Annotated in this window: 19 protein-coding genes; 13 read left to right on the forward strand and 6 right to left on the reverse strand. The window is 70.4% G+C overall.

Features of this window, described 5'->3' with window-relative positions:
* Positions 1–13: 13 nt before the first annotated feature.
* Positions 14–1,714: a DEDD exonuclease domain-containing protein gene (locus G7043_RS28555; protein WP_166050720.1), complete on the reverse strand. Its 1,701-nt coding sequence runs from the start codon at positions 1,712–1,714 to the stop codon at positions 14–16.
* A gap of 183 nt (positions 1,715–1,897) precedes the next feature.
* Here G7043_RS28555 and G7043_RS28560 point away from each other — a divergent pair, with 183 nt between their 5' ends.
* The 4 genes from G7043_RS28560 (at position 1,898) to G7043_RS28575 (ending at position 6,208) form a co-directional block, all read left to right on the forward strand.
* The gene (locus G7043_RS28560; RefSeq protein WP_166050721.1) at positions 1,898–3,232 is read left to right on the forward strand and encodes an NYN domain-containing protein; all 1,335 of its coding nucleotides are present in this window, start codon (positions 1,898–1,900) and stop codon (positions 3,230–3,232) included.
* A gap of 67 nt (positions 3,233–3,299) precedes the next feature.
* Positions 3,300–4,301 (forward strand): C40 family peptidase, encoded by a 1,002-nt coding sequence (locus tag G7043_RS28565; protein ID WP_166050723.1) that lies wholly within the window; start codon positions 3,300–3,302, stop codon positions 4,299–4,301.
* A gap of 154 nt (positions 4,302–4,455) precedes the next feature.
* The gene (locus G7043_RS28570) at positions 4,456–5,094 is read left to right on the forward strand and encodes a basic secretory protein-like protein (protein ID WP_166050725.1); all 639 of its coding nucleotides are present in this window, start codon (positions 4,456–4,458) and stop codon (positions 5,092–5,094) included.
* A gap of 10 nt (positions 5,095–5,104) precedes the next feature.
* Entirely contained in the window at positions 5,105–6,208 is a 1,104-nt protein-coding gene (locus G7043_RS28575) for a glycosyltransferase family 4 protein (RefSeq protein ID WP_313888111.1), read from the forward strand.
* 22 nt (positions 6,209–6,230) lie between these two features.
* On the opposite strand, the gene G7043_RS28580 is transcribed toward G7043_RS28575, so the two are convergent.
* Positions 6,231–9,104 carry an AfsR/SARP family transcriptional regulator gene (locus G7043_RS28580; RefSeq protein ID WP_166050727.1) on the reverse strand — a complete coding sequence of 958 codons (2,874 nt, stop codon included), beginning with the start codon at positions 9,102–9,104 and terminating at the stop codon, positions 6,231–6,233.
* Between the two features lie 259 nt (positions 9,105–9,363).
* Entirely contained in the window at positions 9,364–11,160 is a 1,797-nt protein-coding gene (locus G7043_RS28585) for an AMP-dependent synthetase/ligase (protein ID WP_166050729.1), read from the reverse strand.
* A 98-nt stretch (positions 11,161–11,258) separates the two neighbouring features.
* Between G7043_RS28585 and G7043_RS28590 the strand changes: the two genes are divergently transcribed.
* From G7043_RS28590 to G7043_RS28615, 6 genes are read left to right on the forward strand one after another with little or no spacing between them, the layout of a single operon-like run.
* Positions 11,259–11,639: a polyketide cyclase / dehydrase and lipid transport gene (locus G7043_RS28590; protein WP_166050731.1), complete on the forward strand. Its 381-nt coding sequence runs from the start codon at positions 11,259–11,261 to the stop codon at positions 11,637–11,639.
* Between the two features lie 58 nt (positions 11,640–11,697).
* Complete coding sequence (locus tag G7043_RS28595; protein ID WP_313888112.1) at positions 11,698–12,486, forward strand: metallophosphoesterase family protein; 789 nt, start codon at positions 11,698–11,700, stop codon at positions 12,484–12,486.
* Positions 12,487–12,509: 23 nt separating this feature from the next.
* Entirely contained in the window at positions 12,510–12,950 is a 441-nt protein-coding gene (locus G7043_RS28600; protein ID WP_086667148.1) for an SRPBCC family protein, read from the forward strand.
* Positions 12,947–14,170, forward strand: a complete 1,224-nt coding sequence (locus G7043_RS28605; protein ID WP_166050733.1) for an ArsA family ATPase — start codon at positions 12,947–12,949, stop codon at positions 14,168–14,170. Before G7043_RS28600 ends, G7043_RS28605 begins: the two co-directional genes overlap by 4 nt.
* A gap of 25 nt (positions 14,171–14,195) precedes the next feature.
* Positions 14,196–14,549, forward strand: coding sequence for a hypothetical protein (locus tag G7043_RS28610; RefSeq protein ID WP_166050735.1), 354 nt, complete (start codon positions 14,196–14,198; stop codon positions 14,547–14,549).
* A gap of 14 nt (positions 14,550–14,563) precedes the next feature.
* Positions 14,564–15,523, forward strand: coding sequence for an ROK family glucokinase (locus G7043_RS28615; protein ID WP_166051080.1), 960 nt, complete (start codon positions 14,564–14,566; stop codon positions 15,521–15,523).
* 280 nt (positions 15,524–15,803) lie between these two features.
* Here G7043_RS28615 and G7043_RS49535 read toward each other — a convergent pair whose 3' ends face one another.
* Both G7043_RS49535 and G7043_RS28620 read right to left on the reverse strand, forming a co-directional pair.
* Positions 15,804–15,935: a hypothetical protein gene (locus G7043_RS49535; protein WP_278185885.1), complete on the reverse strand. Its 132-nt coding sequence runs from the start codon at positions 15,933–15,935 to the stop codon at positions 15,804–15,806.
* A gap of 66 nt (positions 15,936–16,001) precedes the next feature.
* Positions 16,002–16,508 carry a hypothetical protein gene (locus G7043_RS28620; RefSeq protein WP_242642746.1) on the reverse strand — a complete coding sequence of 169 codons (507 nt, stop codon included), beginning with the start codon at positions 16,506–16,508 and terminating at the stop codon, positions 16,002–16,004.
* A 251-nt stretch (positions 16,509–16,759) separates the two neighbouring features.
* Here G7043_RS28620 and G7043_RS28625 point away from each other — a divergent pair, with 251 nt between their 5' ends.
* From G7043_RS28625 to G7043_RS28635, 3 genes are all read left to right on the forward strand, one after another.
* Positions 16,760–17,494 (forward strand): lysophospholipid acyltransferase family protein, encoded by a 735-nt coding sequence (locus G7043_RS28625; protein WP_166050737.1) that lies wholly within the window; start codon positions 16,760–16,762, stop codon positions 17,492–17,494.
* 22 nt (positions 17,495–17,516) lie between these two features.
* Positions 17,517–18,029: a polyadenylate-specific 3'-exoribonuclease AS gene (locus G7043_RS28630; protein ID WP_086667152.1), complete on the forward strand. Its 513-nt coding sequence runs from the start codon at positions 17,517–17,519 to the stop codon at positions 18,027–18,029.
* 76 nt (positions 18,030–18,105) lie between these two features.
* Positions 18,106–19,134, forward strand: coding sequence for a 6-phosphofructokinase (locus tag G7043_RS28635; protein WP_166050739.1), 1,029 nt, complete (start codon positions 18,106–18,108; stop codon positions 19,132–19,134).
* 206 nt (positions 19,135–19,340) lie between these two features.
* On the opposite strand, the gene G7043_RS28640 is transcribed toward G7043_RS28635, so the two are convergent.
* Entirely contained in the window at positions 19,341–20,348 is a 1,008-nt protein-coding gene (locus G7043_RS28640) for a DUF2891 domain-containing protein (protein ID WP_166050741.1), read from the reverse strand.
* Positions 20,349–20,445 lie beyond the last annotated feature (97 nt).

Below are 20,445 nucleotides of genomic sequence, written 5' to 3' on the forward strand. Positions count from 1 at the left end.
GGCGCTCGCCTCCTCAGTTCCACCGGTCGTGCAGGGGGCGGGCGCCCGCTGCCTGTTCTGCCCACGGCACCCACGCCGCCGCGGCACCGGCGGGGGACGACCACGGCACGTCCGCGTACACCAGGCGGGTACCGGGCTGGTCCAGCCAGCGCAGGACCACGCCGGTCTCCTCGGGCGGCGCGCCGCGGAGCGGGCCCGCGGTGGGCACGACCGTCTCGGCCGAGGCGACCAGGGCGTCGACCACCGGCATCGGGCGGGTGCCGCGGCGGGCGATGCCGGCCGAAGCCAGCCGGCCGTAGCGCACCACGGAGAACTCCCAGCCGCCCTCCCGGTCGGGGCGGGCGGCCACGAGTTGGGGCAGAGCGGCCAGGGCGGCCAGACGCTGGGCGCGGTCGAGGGAGCGGACCAGGCCTGCCAGGCGGTCGCGGCGGCGGGCGGCCTCCTCGAAGCGCTCGGCTGAGGCCAGGCCGCCGAGCTGGCTGATGAGGGTGCGCAACGGGTCGGCGCTGCGGCCCACGACGAGGTCCTGCACGGCCACCACGGCAGGGGAGTACTCGTCGACTGTCTGGCGGCCGGCGCAGGGGGCCTGGCAACGGTCCAGTTCGGCCAAGGCGCAGGGGGACGCGCGCTGGTTCGTCGCGGGGATCTTGATGGTGCAGGAGCGCAGCGGTACGGCGTCGAGCAGCGCGTCCGCCACCGACTCTGCTGCCTGGCGGGTGCGGAACGGGCCCAGCGCGCCGTCGCGCGGGTTCCTGACCATCGAGAGGCGGGGGAAGGGCTCGTCGGTGAGCACCAGCCACCACGCGTGATGCGGGTTCTTGGAGCGACGGTTGTAGGCGGGACGGTGTGCGCGGAGCAGCCGCAGCTCCCGCACTTCGGCTTCCAGCGAGTGGGCGCATTCCACGGCGTCGACGCGGACGGCGAGAGCGACCATCTCGCGCAGCCTGCGGCGGCCTTCGCTGGCGGTGAAGTACTGCCGCACCCGGCGGCGCAGGTCTGACGCGGTGCCCACGTAGAGCACCTCTTCCTTGGGGCCGCGGAAGAGGTAGACGCCCGGTTTGGACGGCAGATGGGCGGCCAGGGAGCGCTTGCGGCGTTGTTCCGGCGTCACCTCAGGCAGGTACGCCAGCAGCTCCTCCAGGGAGTGCACGCCGACGTTGCCGACGCGCTCCAGCAGTGCGTGCAGCACCTCGACCGTCGTCCGCGCGTCGGCCAGGGCGCGGTGTGTGGGTTTGGTAGAGGTGTGGAAGAGGTCGGACAGGGCGGAGAGCCGGCACGACGGCGCCTCGTCGCGGCTCAGCACGCGGCGGGCGAGCTTCACCGTGCAGACCACCGACGGTTTCGGCCACCGGTAGCCCTGCCGCTCGCAGGCCGCCTTGAGGAAGCTGATGTCGAAGCCGGAGTTGTGCGCCACCAGCACCGCTCCCGCCGCGAACTCCAGGAACGCGGGCAGCACCGTCTCCAGGCGGGGCGCGCCCGTCACCATCAGCTGCGTGATGCCGGTCAGTTGCGCCACCAGGGGAGGGATGCCGCGTTCGGGGTCGACGAGCGTGGCGAACTCGCCGAGCACCTCGCCCGCGCGCACCTTCACCGCGCCGATCTCGGTGATCGCGTCCTCCTCGGCACTCCCGCCCGTCGTCTCCAGGTCGAAGACGACGAACGTCGTGTCGCGCAGGGGCGTGCCGAGCTCGTCGAAGGACAGTTGACCGGTCACCGCGCTGACGTTAGCGACGGGGTCTGACAATTTTCGGTGGTGATCTTTCGAGCTGCTCTGACCTGCGGTTGCTCCATTGGAGTGGCGGGCGGGTGATCTTTTCCAGATCGTTGTTCCGAAGGGCGGTCACGTCCGTGCGCTGCTCAAGCACGAGGGCTCTAGCCTGTTGGGGTGCCAGACCCGATGCCCGAGCCCGAGTTCGACCAGCCTGCCGAGGAGGTAGGCGAGTCCGCTGTGGACTGGTCGGCCCTGCCGGAGCCGTTGCGGGTGAGGCTGGCGGAGTTGGGCGCCGACGCGCTGGGCGAGATGGCGAAGGTCGACGTGCCGCAGCACCTGCGGCCGGTCGCGAAGTTCGCGCCCACCAAACGCGCGCGGCTCGGTGGCGCGCAGGTCGTGGCGGGTCTGCGGGGCTCGGCGAACTTCCGCACCGCCGTCGTGGAGTGGTTGCGCAAGAACAGGCCGTCGACGCTGGAGGTGACGTCGCCGGACCCGGTGACGGCCGCCGCGGCGGCGGTGCTGACCGGTGACGACGTCGCGCCGCACTACGTGGAGCTAGTGTCGCGACGGGTCGGCGACGCGACGCTGCGGGCCGAACGCGACGCCGCGGTGATCCGCTCGGAACGGCTCGAAGGCGAACTGGAGCGGCTCCGGACCGAACGCAGCCAGCTCGACGGCGCCGCCGAACGGATCCGCGCGGACGCCGAGATCGAGCTGGAACGCCTGCGCAAGCGGTTGCGCGAGCAGGGCGTGAAACTGCGCGAGGCCAAGGACGCCGCCGAGGCCGCGGCCGCCGAGGTCGAACGGGTCCAGGTGCGCACCGCGGACGAGGTCAAACGCCTCACCGCCGAGCGCGACCGGGAGCGCGAACGGGCCGAGGCCGAGCGGGGCAAGGCACAACGGGCGATCGCGGACGCCGAGGTCGCCCGGCAGTCCGCCCGAGAGGCCCGGCAGGCGGACGAGGTGCGGCTCGCGTTGCTCGTGGACACCCTCGACGGCGCCGTGACGGGCCTGCGCCGCGAACTGGCCCTGGGGGGCGGCAGCGGCCCACGTCCCGCCGACCTCGTGCGGGGAGCCAGCGCGTCGCAGGGGGCCGTGGGACGGGTGGAGGACCCCGCGGCGCTCGACCGGCTGTTGGCGTTGCCGGCGGTGCACCTGGTGGTGGACGGCTACAACGTCACGAAGACCGGCTATCCGGAGTTGTCGCTGTCGGACCAGCGCGATCGGCTCGTGCATCAGCTGGCCGTGCTGGCGGCGCGCACAGGGGCAGAAGTGACGTTGGTGTTCGACGGCGCTGGGGTGGTGGCCGTGCCCGCAGCGGCGCCTCGTGGCGTGCGCGTGCTTTTCAGCGACCCCGGTGTTCTGGCTGACGACGTGATCCGTGCGCTGGTCACCGCGGAGCCGGAGGGGCGGCCCGTGGTGGTGGTGACCTCGGACCGAGCGGTTGCGGACTCGGTGCGCCGACGTGGTGCGCACCCGGTGCCGTCCGCAGTGTTGCTGGCCCGTCTCGGGCGCGTTTGATCACCCGGTAGCCTGACGCCCGTCGATCTTGACGGTGTTGTTCTCGCGAAGGGGATCGGCGACCTCTATGTCGCTCAAACTCACCCGTGGTTTTCTGGTTGTAGTGCTGCTCGCGGCCATGCCCGCCGTTTCTTCAGCCGCCCAGCCGGCTGATCCGGCGCGCCAGTACGCCGATCTGACGGCGCAGGCGACGAAGCTCAACGAGGAAGTCCTGCGTGCGCAGGAGGATCTCGTCCAGCGGAGGGCCGAACTCGACCGGGCGACCGGGACCGTTGCGGCGGCGCAGCAGATCGAGCGGCAGGCCAAGGCCGACGAGGGTGACTTCCAGAGCCAGGTCGACCTGATCGCCCAGGCCTCGTTCGAGGGCGCGCGGTTCAACCAGCTGTCGGCGCTGCTCGTCGCGGACTCGCAGCAGGACTTCCTGAACCGCCTCGAGATGATGCGGATGCTGGCCGCGGACAAGGCGGAGTCGCTGGCGCGGCTCTCCGGCGCGGTGGAGAAGGCCCGGCAGGCGCACCAGGTGGCGGAAGAGGCGCGCACCCGTGCCGCTGAGGCCGCCGCGGCCGCCGAGAAGCTCAAGGCCGACCTGGACGCGCGCAACCAGGCGTTGCAGGCCCAGATCACCGAGGTGCGGGCGGCCCTCACCCGGCTGCCGGCGCCGGTCACCGCGCAACTGCGCGATCCGGGCGACCGGTCGGCGATCAGCGTGCCCGCCGGGACCGCGGGGATCGCGCTGACGTTTGCACTGGCGCGCCGCGGCGACGCCTACCGCTACGGCGGCACCGGACCGAACGAGTGGGACTGCGCCGGGCTGACGATGAAGGCCTACGCGGCAGCCGGGTTCTCGATTCCGCGCACCTCCGGTGGACAGGCCGGCGTCGGACGCGTCGTGACCCGTCCCGAGATCCGTGCGGGCGACCTGATCATCTACTACTCGAGCCGGTCGCACGTCGCCATGGCGGTCGACAACGCCAGGGCCGTGCACGCCTCGACTGAAGGTCAGCCCGTGAAGATCGCACCGATCGACGCCATCGGGCCCATCGCGACCATTCGGCGCATTGAGGGCTAGCGTTGCGCCGGTGAAGCACCTCCGGACGTTGATGGCGGTCACCATCGCCATGACGTTCCTGCTGGGCCTCAGCATTGCAATGCGGCCCGTTGAGTTGCGGTCGACTGAAACGGTCCATTGCAAAGAGGCTGTTCAGAGGGTTGCGACCGGCAGTGTGACGAGCAGTTCGTGTGACGCCGAGCTGGCTGGCCGGTTGTCGGGGTTGCTGGACGAATCGGTGCGCGGGGTCGCCGATATATTGGATATCAGCTGGGCGAAGCGGGTCGACGTCGTCGTTCCGGCGTCCGATTCGGAACTGGTGTCGCTCGTCGGACCGGCCTTCGCGGACATGGCCGGGATCGCGATTCGCGACGGTTCCGGGCAGCGCGTGGTCATCAACCGGGTGCGTGCGGCGTCGTTGTCGGACATGGAGTTGCGCGTGCTGTTGCGGCACGAGATCACGCACGTCGCGACGCGTGACCTGACGTCGGACTCGGCGCCGCTGTGGCTGGTGGAGGGGTTCGCGGACTGGGTGGCGTTCCACGGGCTGGGGCTCTCGCTGCGCCAGGCCGCGCCGAAGCTCACCTCGGACGTCTCGGCGCTGCCCGCGGACTTCGGCGGCCCCGGACGCGACCTGGCCTACCAGCAGGCGTACTCGATCATGGTCTACCTGGAGTCACGGCTGGGGGAGCGCGGTGTCGTGGACTTCTTCCTCCAGCACGCGGCGATGTCCGCTGTGGACCCCGGCCCAGGAAGAACGAGCGCGATCGACCTGGCGGGCTGGCGCGAGTTCCTGAAAACGAGCATCGGATAGCGTTGGGTTCGTGCGCCGAACCTTGCTGGTGACCAACGACTTCCCGCCGCGTCCCGGTGGCATCCAGTCCTACCTGCACGCGTTGGCGACACGGCTGCCCGCGGACTCGCTCGTTGTGTATGCCCCGAAGTGGAAGGGTGCGGAGGAGTTCGACGCACAGCAGCCGTTCCCCGTGGTGCGGCATCCGACGTCGTTGATGCTGCCGACGCCGGACGTGCTGAACCGCGCCCGTGACATCGCCCGCGCCGAGGCGTGCGACGCCGCGTGGTTCGGGGCGGCGGCACCGCTCGCGCTGCTGGCTCCGAAGCTCGGCCTGAGCCGCGCGGTGGCGTGCACGCACGGCCACGAGGTCGGCTGGTCGATGCTGCCGGTGGCGCGGCAGGCGTTGCGGGCCATCGGGTCCGGTGTGGACGTCGTGACGTACGTCAGCAAGTACACCCGTTCGCGGTTCGCCGCGGCGTTCGGTCCGATGGCAGCGCTCGAACACCTTCCGTCCGGTGTGGACACCGAGCTGTACCGCCCGGATCCCGCCGCACGCGCCGAGATGCGGCAGCGGTACGGGCTCGCGGACCGTCCGGTGATCGTGTGCGTGTCACGCCTGGTGCCGCGCAAGGGACAGGACATGTTGATCCGCGCGCTGCCGTTGATCCAGCGCGCCGTGCCGGACGCCGCGCTGCTGATCGTCGGCGGCGGACCGTACCGGGGAACGCTCGAGAAGCTGGCCGTCGGCAACAAGGACGTCGTGCTGACCGGCTCGGTGCCCTGGGAGGAACTGCCCGCGCACTACAACGCCGGCGACGTCTTCGCGATGCCGTGCCGCACACGTGGTCGCGGCCTCGACGTCGAAGGCCTCGGCATCGTGTACCTGGAGGCCTCGGCGACCGGGCTGCCCGTGGTGGCCGGACGGTCCGGTGGCGCGCCGGAGACCGTGCTCAACGGCACCACCGGCAACATCGTCGACGGCCGCGACGTCGAGGACGTCGCCGCCAGGGTCACCGCACTGCTCGCCGATCCCGAGATGGCGGCCAAGATGGGCCGCGCCGGGCGGGAGTGGGTGAGCGAGAACTGGCGGTGGGACCAGCTCGCTCACCGCCTCGAAGGCCTGATCGGCTAAGTGATATCCGATATCCGATATATCAGCTGAGTTCGAGGGCCCGGTTCTCCAACGCGCGCAGCCCCAGTTCGGTACTGCGCCGCACGGCCTGCTCGGCGGCGGAACGGGAGTCGTCGGGGCGGTCGAGATCCCGCCACACCACGGCCAGCCCGATCAACGCCCGGACCTCGCCGGAGGCGTACCCGATCCGCCGGGCCGTCGCCAGCGCCTGCTCGAACAACTCCGCCGCGCCGCGGAAGTCGGACCGGGCACGCTGGACCTCACCGAGCGTGACCCGCACCGACGTCGCCACCTGCTGGTCCCCGCCGTCCGCGACCAGCGCCAAGGCCCGGGAGGCGAGCGAGAGCGCGGCCTCGTGATCGCCCGAGGAGAGTGAGAGCGCCGCGAGGTTCTCCAGCGTCTCGGCCTCACCGGCGGGGACGTTGCCGAGCTCCAGGGCCCGCTCCAGATGGGCGCGCGCGTCGTCCAGCCGCCCCTGCAGCCGCAGCGCCATGCCGAGATAGGTGTGGCTGTCGGCGTTCGGCGCCAGCGCCAGCGCCTGGGAGAAGTGCTCGACCGCCTCGTCGATCTCGCCGAGTTCCACGGCGAGCTGACCGAGGTTGTGCAGGCCGATGGTGACGCTTTCCTCCGAGCGCAACATCTCCAGGCAGCGGACCAGCGCGTCCTTCGCGGCCCTCAGCTCTCCCGAGCGGCGGTGCACGAGGCTGAGGTTGTTCAGCACGCTCGCCTCGGCGTCCTTGTCGCCCAGCGCCCGGTACAGCTCGATCGCCTGGTTGTGGTGCTCCACGGACAACGCGTACTCGCCCAGCCGCAGGTAGAGGGTGCCGAGGTTGGCGTGCATCGCGGCCTCGGCCGGGCGGTGCGCGGACGCCTGGGCGGCCTGCAGACCGTGGTGCGCCGTCGCGAGCCACTCGCCGACGTGCTGGCCGATCCACAGGTACCCGCGCAGCCCGTCGGCCAGCTGCCAGGCCAGGGGGGCCGGACCGTGCTCGGCCGCGTGCCGGATCGCGGCGGTCAGGTTCGGGCGCTCGGCGTCGAGCCACGCCAGTGCCTCGGCCGAGGTCGTGATCCGCGGCGGCGGGCCCGAGGCGGACGACGGCAGCCGCACGATCCCGGGGTAGAGCAGCTCGGCGCACCGTTCGACACCGAGCACGTAGTGGTTCATCAGCGCCGTCCACGCCGCCCGCTGCTCGGCGGGGCTGTCCGACTCCTCGCGCAACGCGGCGGCGTAGCGCATCAGCTCGTCGTGGAACCGGTAGCGCCCAGGTGCTGAAGTTGATTTCGGGACGGCGACCAGGTTCGCGATCGCCAGCACCGTCAGCAGGCCCTCGGCGTCCACGTCGGCCAGCGCGGACGCGGCCTCCGCGGTGAAGTCCGGCCCCGGCACCAGCGACAACAGCCGGAACAAGCGCTGCGGCGCGGGCGGCAGCGCGGCGTAGGCCAGCTCGATCGGCGAGCCCGAGATCGTCACGTCGTCCCGCCCGGCCAGATACGCCGCCGCCACCCGCAACGCCAGCGGCAGGTGCCCGCACCGCGCCGCCAGCTCCGCGTGATCACCCGGCCCCAGCAGCGCCGACAGCAACGACGCGGACTCCGCGGGGGAGAACACGTCCACCGGCACGGTCCGCGCGCCGTTCATCGCGATCAGCCCGCGCAGGTCGTCCCGCGACGTCACGATCACCCGGCACGACGCCGTTCCCGGCAGCAGCGGCCGCACCTGGTCCGGTGCCGAGGCGTTGTCGAGCACCAGCAGCATCCGCCGGCCCGACAGCAACGACCGCAGCATCGTGCTCTGTTCGTCCGCGTCCGGCGGGATCTCGTCCGGCGGCACGCCGAGCGCCCGCAGGAACCGCGACAGCACGTCCATCCCGTCCGCGGGCGGCCCCAGCGCGTACCCGCGCAGGTCGACGTACAGCTGACCGTCCGGGAACCGGTCGCGCAGCAGGTGCGCCACGTGCACCGCCAGCGTGGTCTTGCCCACGCCGGGCTGTCCCGCCAGCGTCACGATTGGCACCGCACCGCCCGTGATCAGCCCGGAGATCCGTTCGACGTGCCAGGCGCGCCCGGTGAAGTCCGCGATGTCGTCCGGCAGCCGCATCGGTGCCGCGGGCACGCGTTCCGGTTCCCGCCGGGCCGTCGGCGCCGCCAGTTCCGGCGATCCCACCAGGATCGCCTGGTGCAGCGCCCGCAGCTCCTCCGACGGGTCGATGCCGAGCTGCTCGTCGAGCGTCCGGTCGAGCTGCCGGAACGCCTCCAGCGCCTCCGCCTGCCTGCTGCTGCGGTACAGCGCGATCATCAACTGACCCCAGAACCGCTCGCGCAACGGGTGATCCCGCGTCAGCGCGAACAGTTCCGGCACCAGGTCCGCGTGGTCGCCCAGCGCGAGCTCCACGTCGATCCGCTGCTCGTGCACGGTCATCAGCAGCTCGGTGAGCCGCGGCGCGTGCTCGGCGTACAGCGTCTCCGACGGCACGTCCGACAGCACCGGCCCGCGCCACAGCTCCAACGCCTCGGCAAACGCTTTCCGCGCCGTGACCAGGTCGTCCGCCGCCGCTGCCGCACGTCCGCGAGCAGCCAGGTCCGCGAACTGGTGCACGTCCACGGCCAGCGGGTCGACGCGCATCCGATAGCCGTCCGCGGCCGTCTGGATCAACGACGGGTCGCCCAGCGCCGCCCGCAGCCGCATCACATAGGTCTGCAACGTGCCACGAGTGCGCGCGGGCGGTGTGACGCCCCACACGTGCTCGACGAGTTCCGTCACGGGCACCACGCGGTTCGGTCGCAGCAGCAGCGCCGCCAGCAACGCTCTGTGCTTGCCCGCGCGGAGCACCACCGAGGTGCCGTCCAGGCGCACCTCCATCGGGCCGAGCAGCCGGAACTGCGGACCCGAAGCCATTGCCGTCCCCTCGCGCCCCTAGTGACTCACTGCCGGTGATCCCCGTCTACCGGACAGCCTATTAGCGCACTGTCGCCGAGTGACATCGGCGCGTCAGCGATACGTCAGCGCCGTACGGCAATCTTCTTCATGTCCCGGTCGGGGGGCCGGGGCAACAAACTTCTCGGGTTCCGCGAAAGCTTCGCGGATCACGATCGCTGGGGGTCGAAAGGCCCAGGAGCTCTTCCGAGCTCCTGGGCCTTTCGCGCATTGGACCCTCTTACTTCGCGTAGATCGCGTCGATGTCCGACGAGTAGGTCGTCGCCACGACAGAGCGCTTCAGCTTCAGCGACGGCGTCATCTCGCCACCCGCCTCGGTGAAGTCGACCGGCAGCACGCGGAACTTGCGGATCGCCTCGGCCTTGGACACCGACTTGTTCGCCTCGTCCACCACGGCCTGGATCTCGGCCAGCAGGTCCGCGTCCTCGATCAGGTCGGGGACCTCGGCCGACGCCGGCTTGCCGTGCGACTCCTTCCACGTCGGGAAGAACTCCGGGTCGATCGTGATCAGCGCGCCGATGAACGGCTGCTTGTCACCGACGACCATGCACTGCGAGATCAGCGGGTGCGCCCGGATGCGGTCCTCGAGCTGCGCGGGGGAGACGTTCTTGCCACCGGCGGTGACGATGATCTCCTTCTTGCGGCCCGTGATCTTCAGGAACCCGTCGCCGTCGAGCTCACCGATGTCACCGGTGTGGAACCAGCCGTCCTCGAGGGCCTCCTTGGTGGCGGCCTCGTTGTTCCAGTAGCCGGTGAAGACGATGTCGCCCTTGATGAGGATCTCGCCGTCCTCGGCGATCCGGATCGACGTGCCGGGCACCGGCAGGCCGACCGTGCCGACCTTCTCCTGGCCGCGGAAGGTCACGCACGCCGCAGCCGACGTCTCGGTGAGGCCGTAGCCCTCGTAGACGGGGATGCCGCAACCGCGGAAGAAGTGCGACAGCCGGTCGCCCAGCGGCGCGCCACCGGAGACCGCCGCGATCGCGCGGCCGCCGAGGGCAGCGCGCAGCTTCGAGAACACCAGCTTGTCGAACACCGCGTGCTTGAGCCGCAGCACCAGGCCGGGGCCGCCGTTGTCCAGCGCGCTCGAGTACTCGACGGCGGTCGCCTCGGCCGCGTCGAAGATCTTGCCCTTGCCGCCCGCGTGCGCCTTCTGCTTGGCGCCGTTGTAGACCTTCTCGAACACGCGCGGCACCGCGACGACGAACGTCGGGCGGAACTGGCCCAGGTCCGCAACCAGGTTCTTCACGTCGGCGGTGTGGCCCAGCGTCGCACGCGAGTACACGCACGCCAGCGCCAGAGCGCGCGCCAGGATGTGCGCGAGCGGCAGGAACTCCAGCAGCGAGTTGCCCGCGGTGAGGATCTCCGGGAACCGCGACAGCGCCGACCGCACCTCGGACAGCAGGTTGCGGTGCGTCAGGGTGCAGCCCTTGGGACGGCCGGTGGTGCCGGACGTGTAGACGAGCGTCGCCGTCTCGTCCGCCTTCACCTGCCCGCGGCGCTCGTGCACCTGCTCGTCGGTGATCTCGGCGCCCAGCGCGGTCAGCTCGTCGACCGCGGCGGCCGAGCCCTCGATCTGCCACACGTGCCGCAGCTCCGGCAGCTTGCCGACGACCTCGTCGACCAGCGCGCGGTGCGACGACGTCTCGACGAACACCGCCTTCGCGCCGGAGTCCGACAGGATCCACTCGATCTGGTCCGCCGACGACGTCTCGTAGATCGGCACGGTGACGCCGCCCGCCGCCCAGATGGCGAAGTCGAACAGCTGCCACTCGTAGCGGGTCTTGGAGACCAGGCCGATGCGGTCGCCGTGCTCGATGCCGGCCGCGATCATGCCCTTGGCGACCGCCGTGACCTGCGCGGCGAAATCACGCGCCGTGATGTCGACCCAGGTGCCGTCGACCTGCCTGCGGAAGCTGACGGCGTTGCCGAAGCGCTCCGCGTTGGCCCACACCATGTCGGTGAGGTTCTCCTCCGGAGCCACAGCGGCGGTGGCGGGGACGCTGAACTCGCGCACGTCAACCTCCGTACGGTGAAATGTTACTGGTGGGGAAACCTAGCGTGTGATTCCGGCGATACAAAGGCTGGTACGCCCTTCCGTTACCTTTTGTCGTCATGGCCAGCGTGGACGTGGTTGACGAGACGTTTCTGGCGGTGCCCCCCAGCGTGGTCGCCGCCGCCTTCGCCGCGCCGTCGTCGTGGCGCGGTTTCTGGCCCGATCTCGAACTCGACGTCTACGCCGACCGCGGTGACGAGGGACTGCGCTGGACTGTCGGCGGCGCGCTCGTCGGCACCATGGAGATCTGGCTCGAGCCCATGCTCGACGGCACCGTGCTGCACTACTTCCTCCGAGCTGATCCACCGGCGGGCTCGCTCACCCCGCGCAACGCCCGGCGTGAGGTGCAACGCCGTCAGCTCGACGCGAAGTCCGTCGCGCTGGGCCTGAAGCTGACTCTGGAGGACGGTCGTCCGCCTGGCTGCCCGCCGCAAGGGTGATCTTGCTTGACGCGCGTCTCAGAAACCACCCTTCTCCCGGTGAACTAGGTTGGGAACCGTGCGGGTTCACGTGGTCTCGGATGTGCACGGCAACGCGGAGGCGCTCGCGCGCGCCGGTGACGGGGCCGACGCGCTCGTCGTGCTCGGCGATCTCATCGACTTCGTCGACTACCACGACCATTCCAAGGGGATCCTCGGGCGCGTCTTCGGGCCCGAGAAGGTGGGGATCTTCGCCGAGCTGAGACGCGGCACCAAGCGCGCGGACACGGCGGGCTACATCCGTTCGCTGTGGGACGGTCTCGCGGACGCCCGTTCCGTGGTGGAAGAAGCGGTGCTGGAGCAGTACCACGCGTTGTTCGCCGCGATGAGCGCGCCGACGTACGCCACACCGGGCAATGTGGACAGTCCGCACCTGTGGCCGCAGTTCGCCGGCGACGGGGTGCACGTGCTCGACGGCGAGGCCGCGGAGATCGGCGGGTTGACGTTCGGCTTCGCGGGCGGCGGGCTGATGCTGCCCGGTCACGTCCGCAACCCCAGGGCGCCCTGGTACCCGTACCTGCGCACGGAGGCCGACCTGGCGGCCGCGCTGGAGCGGATGGGCCAGGTCGACGTGCTGTGCACGCACATCCCGCCACTTGTGCCGGAACTCGCCTACGACGTCGTCGCGCGGCGTCCCGAGTGGGGATCGCGGGCGGCGCTGGAGAAGATCGTCGCCGAACGTCCGCGCTGGTCGGTGTTCGGGCACGTGCACCAGCCGTTGGCCCGGCGAGTGCGGATCGGCTACACCGAGTGCATCAACGTCGGGCACTTCCAGCGCAGCGGCAAGCCTCACGTCCTCAACTGGTAAAGACGCGAGTAACCTCCTCACTCATGGCCGACGAGTCCACTCAGTCCATCGTCATCGACGCTCCGCCTGAGAAGATCATGGCGATCATCGCGGACTTCCCGTCGTACCCGGACTGGGCGAACGGGATGAAAGAGGTCGAGGTTCTCGACACCGGTTCCGACGGCCGTGCCGAGCAGGTGCGGTTCGCGATCGACCAAGGTCCCGTGAAGGACGAGTACACCCTGAAGTACGACTGGGCCGCCGACGGCCTCTCGGTGAAGTGGGAGCTCGTCAAGGGCACCATGCAGAAGGCGCAGCAGGGCAGCTACGTGCTGGCGCCGTCCGGCACCGGGACCAAGGTGACCTACACGCTGTCGGTGCAGCTGGTGATCCCGATGATCGGGCTGTTCCGCCGCAAGGCCGAGAAGCTGATCCTCGACACCGCGCTCAAGGAGCTCAAGAAGCGCGCGGAGAAGGCGGCTTGAGCCGGGTCCTGCTCTTCACCGGCAAGGGCGGGGTCGGCAAGACGACGCTGTCGGCCGCCACCGCGGCCTCGTTGGCCGCGCACGGCCGCAAGGCGCTCGTGGTCTCCACCGATCCCGCTCACTCGCTGGGCGACGCGCTCGACGCGCGTCTCGGCTCCGAACCGTCCGAAGTGGATGGTTCGGACGGCTTGTTCGCATGCCAGATCGACCCGCGCGGCCTCGTCGACGAGGCGTGGGGCGAGCTGCGCGGCCATCTGCGGACCGTGCTGGCGGGTGCTGGTGTCGACGAGCTCGACGCCGAGGAGCTCACCGTGCTGCCCGGCGTCGAGGAACTGCTCGCGCTGGCGGAGGTGCGGCGGCTCGCGTCCACCGGCCCGTGGGAGGTCGTGGTCGTCGACTGCGGGCCGACCGCGGAGACGTTGCGGTTGTTGTCGCTGCCCGAGGCGTTCGCGGGGTACCTCGAACGGCTCTTCCCGACGCACCGGCGCGTGGTGCGCGGGCTGCTCGCGGGTGTCGCGGGCACCGGGACCGTGGAGAAGTGGGACGCGACCGCGGACGCGTTGAGTCGTCTTGCCGAGAGGCTGGACGCGTTGCGCACGATGCTCGCGGATCCTTCTTCGTGTTCGGTGCGGCTGGTGCTGACGCCGGAACGTGTGGTGGCCGCCGAGACGCGACGGACGTTGACCGCGTTGGCGCTGCAGGGAATCCGCGTCGACAGCGTGATCGCGAACCGGCTGGTGCCGTCGCCGGGAGCCGCGCGGGGTGCCGCCGCCACGTGGTTGCGCACGCGCCGGCACGAGCAGGACGCGGTGCTGGCCGAGCTGACCGGCATCGGTGAGATCCGCACGGTCGACCACCGCGCGTCGGAACCCGTGGGGGTGCCGGCGCTGCTGGAGGTCGCCGAGCAGCTGTACGGCTCCGAGGACCCGCTGCCCGGAGCCGCTGTGCCTGCTTCTGATGTTCGAGGGTCGTTGCTGGAGGTGTCGGGCAGCGGGCGTGGCCTCGACGCCCGATACTCGCTGCGGATCGCGTTGCCGCTGGCCGACGACACCGAACTGGACCTCGCCCGCGTGGGCGACGACCTCGCGTTGACCGTCGACGGCCGGCGTCGGCTCGTGGCGCTGCCGTCGTTGCTCAGGCGCTGCATCGTGACCGGTGCGGAGATGGACTCGGGCGGCGTGACGGTGGGGTTCCGCCCGGACCCGGCGCTGTGGCGTTGACTCGGGCGCTGATCAGGAGTTCTCAATGACCCAGGACAACACCGGCAAGCTCGCCGAGGAGCTGCGGCTGCTCATCGACACGGCGGCTGAGCGCATGCAGCCGTGGCTGCAGCGCGTGGCGGAGGCGGGCGACGGCTCGCACATGCCCGAGACGTGCGGCTGGTGCCCTCTGTGCAACGGCGTGGCGCTGCTGCGCGGTGACCGTTCGGAGCTGGCCGCGAAGGCGGCCGAGCACGCCGCCGGCCTGGTCGCGGTGCTGCGGGCCGCCTTGCGCGAGCCCGGCACCCCGCCGCCTCCGCCCCCGGCCGGTGATGACGAGCCCGCTCCTGACGCCGGGCAGCGGGTGCAGCACATCAAGGTCGTCAGGAAGACCGACTAGTGCTCACCGTCGGAGTGGACATCGGTGGCACCAGCGTGCGCGCTGGTGTCGTGGACGCGCGTGGTTCGGTCCTGGACACCTCACGCGCACCAACGCCGGCCGGCGAACGCGCTCTGGAAGACGCGATCGTCGCCGCCGTGGAGGAAGTGGCGAACCGGCACGCGGTGAACGCCGTCGGTCTGGCTGTGGCGGGCTTCATCGCCTCAGATCGCCGCACGGTGCGTTTCGCGCCGCACCTGGCGTGGCGGCAGGCCGACGTGGCCGACCGCATGAGCGACCGCCTGGGCATGCCCGTGGTCCTGGAACACGACGCGAACGCCGCCGCCCTGGCCGAACACCGCTTCGGCGCGGCCCGTGGAGCTCGCACGGCCGTGTTGGTCGCCATCGGTACGGGCATCGGCGCCGCTTTACTGCTCAACGGCGAGGTCTTCCGCGGCGCCCACGGCGTGGCCCCCGAGCTGGGTCACCTGCGCGTGGTGCCGGATGGCCGCCCCTGCCCGTGTGGCAAGAACGGCTGTTGGGAGCGCTACTGCAGCGGCACCGCTCTTTCGGCCACCGCGGTGGAACTGCTGGCCAAGCACCCCGGTGTCTCCACCGTGCTGGCGCGTGAGGCCGCCGGTGACTCCCGCGCGGTGACCGGCCGCCGGGTGGCCGGAGCGGCCCGTGACGGCGACCCGCTGGCCCAGCGCGCGATGGCCGACCTGGCCCGCTGGCTCGGCGAGGGCCTGGCCCTGGTCGCCGACGTCTACGACCCCGAGGTAATCGTCATCGGGGGAGGGGTGTCGACCTCGGCGCCGCTGTTCCTCGACGACGCCCGCGAGCGCTACGCCTCCGTCGTGACCGGCGCGGGCCACCGCCCGCTGGCCCGGATCCGCACCGCCCAGCTCGGCGACGACGCCGGCATCGTGGGCGCGGCGACCCTGGCCCGTGAGATGGCGACGTCGATGACTCGGAACCACTCCCGCCGCTCCTGAAAACGCGGCTGTTCCGCCCGCTGGGCACTTAGCCGACGCGGTGCACAAGCCGTTCGCCCTACGCCCTCGTCGCGCCCCCGTCGTCGGGCTGAGATCGGGCCTTGGCGGCGCCTTAGCAATGAGTCTTTTGCGGACGAAGTCAAAAGACCTGTTGCAAGGGTGCTGGTCAGCGCGACTGATATATCGCTTTGAGGAGTGTCGCGGCGGGCGTGTCGGGGTCTGTTCGCCCGCCGCGAACACCCAGCTGGAACGACCGGCCCATCTCGGGCCGGCCCAGGGGCTAGCGGCCGAGCAGGCGCAGGATGCGCGGGCGGCGGCGCTTGGCGCGCTCCGCGTCCTTCTTGCTCAAGGTCGCCATGGCGCGGGCCATCATCAGGTGCTGCATCTGGTCCATGCCCGACACCGTAAGCATGACCGAATCGTTATCTGAAGGTTTGAGTGGCCGTTATCACGTCGTTACCAAGTGGGACGTGACGCGTCACACCTGAGCGCCGTCGTCCCATCCCGAGTCGGGCGGCGGGGTGTTGCGCATGCGCAGGATCAGCCAGCCGACGCCCGCGCACAGGGCCACGAGGGACAGCGGGGTGCCGATCCGCGGCTGCAACCCGAACAGGCCCGGAGCGACCAGTAGGACGATGCCCAGCACGAACAGGCCGAGCGCCGCGAGCGTGGACGCGCGGAGCACCGGGAAAGGCGGCGGCTCCGGGGGCACGTAGTGGTCCTCGTCGTCCCGATCTCGGCGTTCGGGCTCGTCCACGAGGTCGGTGGTGACGTCGGAGGCCGTGACGTCCACCAGGTCGTCGGCCGGTTCGCCGCGTCGTTCGCGGTCCTGGTCGACGGCATCCGGGCTCGCCTCGTCGAGGTCGAGCCAGTCCTTGCCGACCCCGTCCCGTTCGAGACCCGCGACGATCTCGGCAAAGAGCTCGTCGACGTTCTCGGGGCCGTCGGTCGAGTCGCGCCGGGCGTTCATCCAGAGCCTCTCCATGTGCCGCAACCCTCTTGACCCCACATCGTTGCACGGGCGGGATGTGTTGCGGGTTACGGCAGTCGGCTCAGTCGTACTCCCTGGCGTACTCCCTGGAGCGCTCCCCGTCGTGTCACTGATCGCGCTCCTGGTCACACTCTCCGGCACGGCCGTGACGCACTAACTTGGGACTCGTTGTGTGAGGTGCGGTCGGCTCCGTAGGCTGGTTGCCGGGATCAAGGTTCGCGGGGTCTAGGGAGGCGCTTCCCAAAGTGCTGTACTGGTTGATGAAGCACGTCCTCCTGGGACCGATTCTGCGGCTGTTCTTCCAGCCGAAGATCATCGAGGGTGCCGAGAACATCCCCAAGGAGGGCGGCGCGATCCTGGCGAGCAACCACCTCGCCGTGTCCGACTCCTTCTTTCTGCCGCTGATGCTGTCGCGGCGCGTGACCTTCCCCGCCAAGATCGAGTACTTCACCGGCACCGGGCTCAAGGGCAAGCTGCAGAAGTGGTTCTTCTCCGGCGTCGGCCAGGTGCCGATCGACCGGTCCAGCGCCTCGGCCGCGCAGGGTGCGCTCGACACGGGCGTGCGGATCGTGCGCGAGGGCAAGCTGCTCGGCATCTACCCCGAGGGCACGCGTTCGCCCGACAGCCGGCTGTACAAGGGCAAGGTCGGTGTCGCGTGGATCGCACTGGAGTCCGGTGCGCCGGTCATCCCGGTCGCGATGTTCGGCACGGACAAGGCCAACCCCATCGGCTCGAAGATGTGGCGGCCGTACCCGATCCGCATCAAGATCGGCAAGCCGCTCGACTTCTCCCGCTACGAGGGGCTGTCCGGCGACCGGTTCGTGCTGCGGTCGATCACCGACGAGATCATGTACGCGTTGATGGAGCTCTCCGGTCAGGAGTACGTCGACGTCTACGCGGCGAAGGCGAAGGAACAGGCCACGCCGGTGCCGGAGCAGGGCAAGGGCGCCGACCGGGTGCCCGAGAAGAAGGCGAGCTGACCGCACCCCCTAGGGTGTCGCGGTGCGGTTCTTCTACGACTGTGAGTTCATCGAGGACGGGGTGACGATCGACCTGGTGTCGATCGGTGTGGTCGACGAGGAAGGCCGCGAGTTCTACGCCGTGTCCACCGAGTTCGATCCCGAGCGCGCGGGTCCCTGGGTGCGGCAGAACGTCCTCAACCAGCTGCCCTCGCCCGCGGACAAGGCCTGGCGCAGCCGCGATCGCATCCGCGAGGACCTGCTCGACTTCCTCGGTGCCCGCAACGCCGCCCGCGACGAGGTGGAGCTGTGGGCGTGGTTCGCCGCCTACGACCACGTGGCGCTGGCGCAGCTGTGGGGTGCGATGCCGGCGTTGCCGCGTGCCCTGCCCCGATTCACCCGCGACCTGCGGCAACGCTGGGACGACGTCGGCAGGCCCAAGCTGCCGTCCCCTCCCGCGGACGCCCACGACGCCCTCGCCGACGCGCGCCACAACCTCGCGCGGTGGAAGGTGATCGAGGAACATCGGCGGAAAATCGGGTTTCCTGTCCGGTAAGTGAGACCCGCGTTGCTGCACCGATACAGCTCGTGAAAGTCTGAGTGACACAGAACACGAGAGATTGGGCAAGCAGATGCGCATCGGTGTGCTCACTGGCGGTGGTGACTGCCCCGGTCTGAACGCCGTGATCCGGGCCGTGGTCCGCAAGGGCATCAAGGCACACGGCTGGGAGATCGTCGGGTTCCGCAACGGGTGGCAGGGCCCGATCGAGAACCTCACCAAGTCGATCGACCTCACGGACGTCGAGGAGATCCTCACCCGCGGTGGCACGATCCTGGGCTCGTCTCGCACGAACCCGTACAAGGTCGAGGGCGGTGTCGACCGCATCCGCGAGACCATCGCGGAGAACCAGATCGACGCCATCATCGCGATCGGCGGCGAGGACACCCTCGGTGTCGCCAAGCGCCTCACCGACGACGGCATCGGCGTCGTGGGTGTGCCGAAGACGATCGACAACGACCTCGGCGCCACGGACTACACGTTCGGCTTCGACACGGCCGTGCACATCGCGACCGAGGCCATCGACCGCCTGCGCACCACGGCCGAGTCGCACCACCGTGCGCTCGTCGTCGAGGTCATGGGCCGCCACGCGGGCTGGATCGCGCTGCACTCCGGTCTCGCCGGTGGCGCGAACGTCATCCTCGTCCCGGAGCGCCCGTTCAGCGTCGACAAGGTCGTCGAGTGGGTCGAGCGCCGCTTCGAGAGCGAGTTCGCGCCGATCATCGTCGTCGCCGAGGGCGCGATCCCCGAGGGTGGCGCCGAGGTGCTGCACTCCGGTGAGCGCGACGCCTTCGGTCACGTCCGCCTCGGTGGCGTCGGCCAGTGGCTCGCGGAGGAGATCGCGGACCGCACCGGCAAGGAGTCCCGCGCGGCCGTCCTCGGCCACATCCAGCGCGGTGGCACGCCGACCGCGTACGACCGCGTGCTCGCGACCCGTTTCGGCCTGCACGCCGTCGACGCCGTCGCCGCCGGTGACTTCGGCACCATGGTCGCGCTGCGCGGCACCGAGATCGTCCGCGTGAAGCTGTCGGAGGCGACGGCCGAGCTCAAGACGGTTCCGGCCGAGCGCTACGAAGAGGCCGAGGTCTTCTTCGGAGCCTGATATATCGCATATTGCTTCAGGGGTGCCGGGTGCTGACGAACTGTCGGCACCCGGCACTTTCGGCGTGTGAGGTCGAGGTCGGTGAGTCGGCCGCCCCGCTTCACTCTGCTGAGCCCACCGATATATCAGTTATGCAAAAGACGTTTGCGGACGTCCGCAAACGTCTTTTGCATAAGGATGGGTTTGCGCAGGTCAGAAGGTTTTGCTCAGAAGGCCTTCACGTCGAGGTAGGCGCCGAACGTGCCGAGCCAGTGGTCGGCCATGTACCCGTGTCCGCCGAACACGTAGGTCCACCCGGCCTCGCGGTGCGCGGCCGAAGCGGCTCGGGCGAGCTCGACGTAGCGGTGCCCGGCCGGCAGCGCCTCCGCGATGGCCTCCCAGTTCCAGGCGCGCGACAGGGCGAGGCCCGCGAGGTGCGAGCCGTAGGGGTCGCTGGGATCGTCGACCGGGTAGGGCTCGCGCAGCACGCGCCACCGTTCCGACTCGAGCTCAGGCAGGTACGCGTCCAGCCACGCGGCGAACTCCGGGCCGTCCAGCGCGCGGCGCATCAGGTCGGCCGTCGTCAGCGCGGGCGAGAGGAAGTCGGCGGCGTCCGGCTCGAACCCGCCGTACGCGACCTCGTCCCGGTGCCACCGCAGGGCCGCGTCGATGCACGCGGAGGCCAGTTCGGAGTCGCCGGTCACCTGCGCGGCGTCGAACACCAGGCCGGTCGCGAAGGCGGTGTTGCTGTGGGTGCCCGTCCGGATCGGCAGGCGGGCCGCCGAGATCCACTCCAGCCACCGGTTGCGCAGCACGTCCGCGATCGGTGCCACCGACCACGCCAGGCCCGACGTCCGCAGTTCCGCGTCGAGCAGCAGCAGCCACGCCCAGCCGTAGGGCCGCTCCCAGTACCGCCCCGCCGGCGAGGCGAAGAACTCGGCCTCCACGACGCAGTTGTCGTGCGTGATCAGCTTGTCCAGCGCGTCACGGGCCAGGTCGGCGCCGGAGAGCGACGGGCGCAGGCGCAGCAGGCGCACGGCGAGCCACGTCTGGTGCACGCAGGAGTGCCAGTCGAACGACCCGGCGAACACCGGGTGCAGCACCCGCTGCGGCACCAGCCGGTGGTCGCCGTCGATGACGTGCGTCCAATGCACCGGGTGGTCGCGCTGGATGTTGTCGATCGCGATGCCCAGCAGCCGGGTCGCGGTGCTGTCATCCAATCGGGTGGCGTTCATGGCCCACATCATGCAGTGCGATGTCTCAATAGGGCAGAGGTCGACAGTTGACAAGTAACAGACTTCACTCGCCGGACGCGCTCGCGGAGAGCCTGTC

Origin of the sequence: Lentzea alba, from assembly GCF_011067745.1 — a bacterium.
Taxonomy (GTDB): domain Bacteria; phylum Actinomycetota; class Actinomycetes; order Mycobacteriales; family Pseudonocardiaceae; genus Lentzea; species Lentzea alba.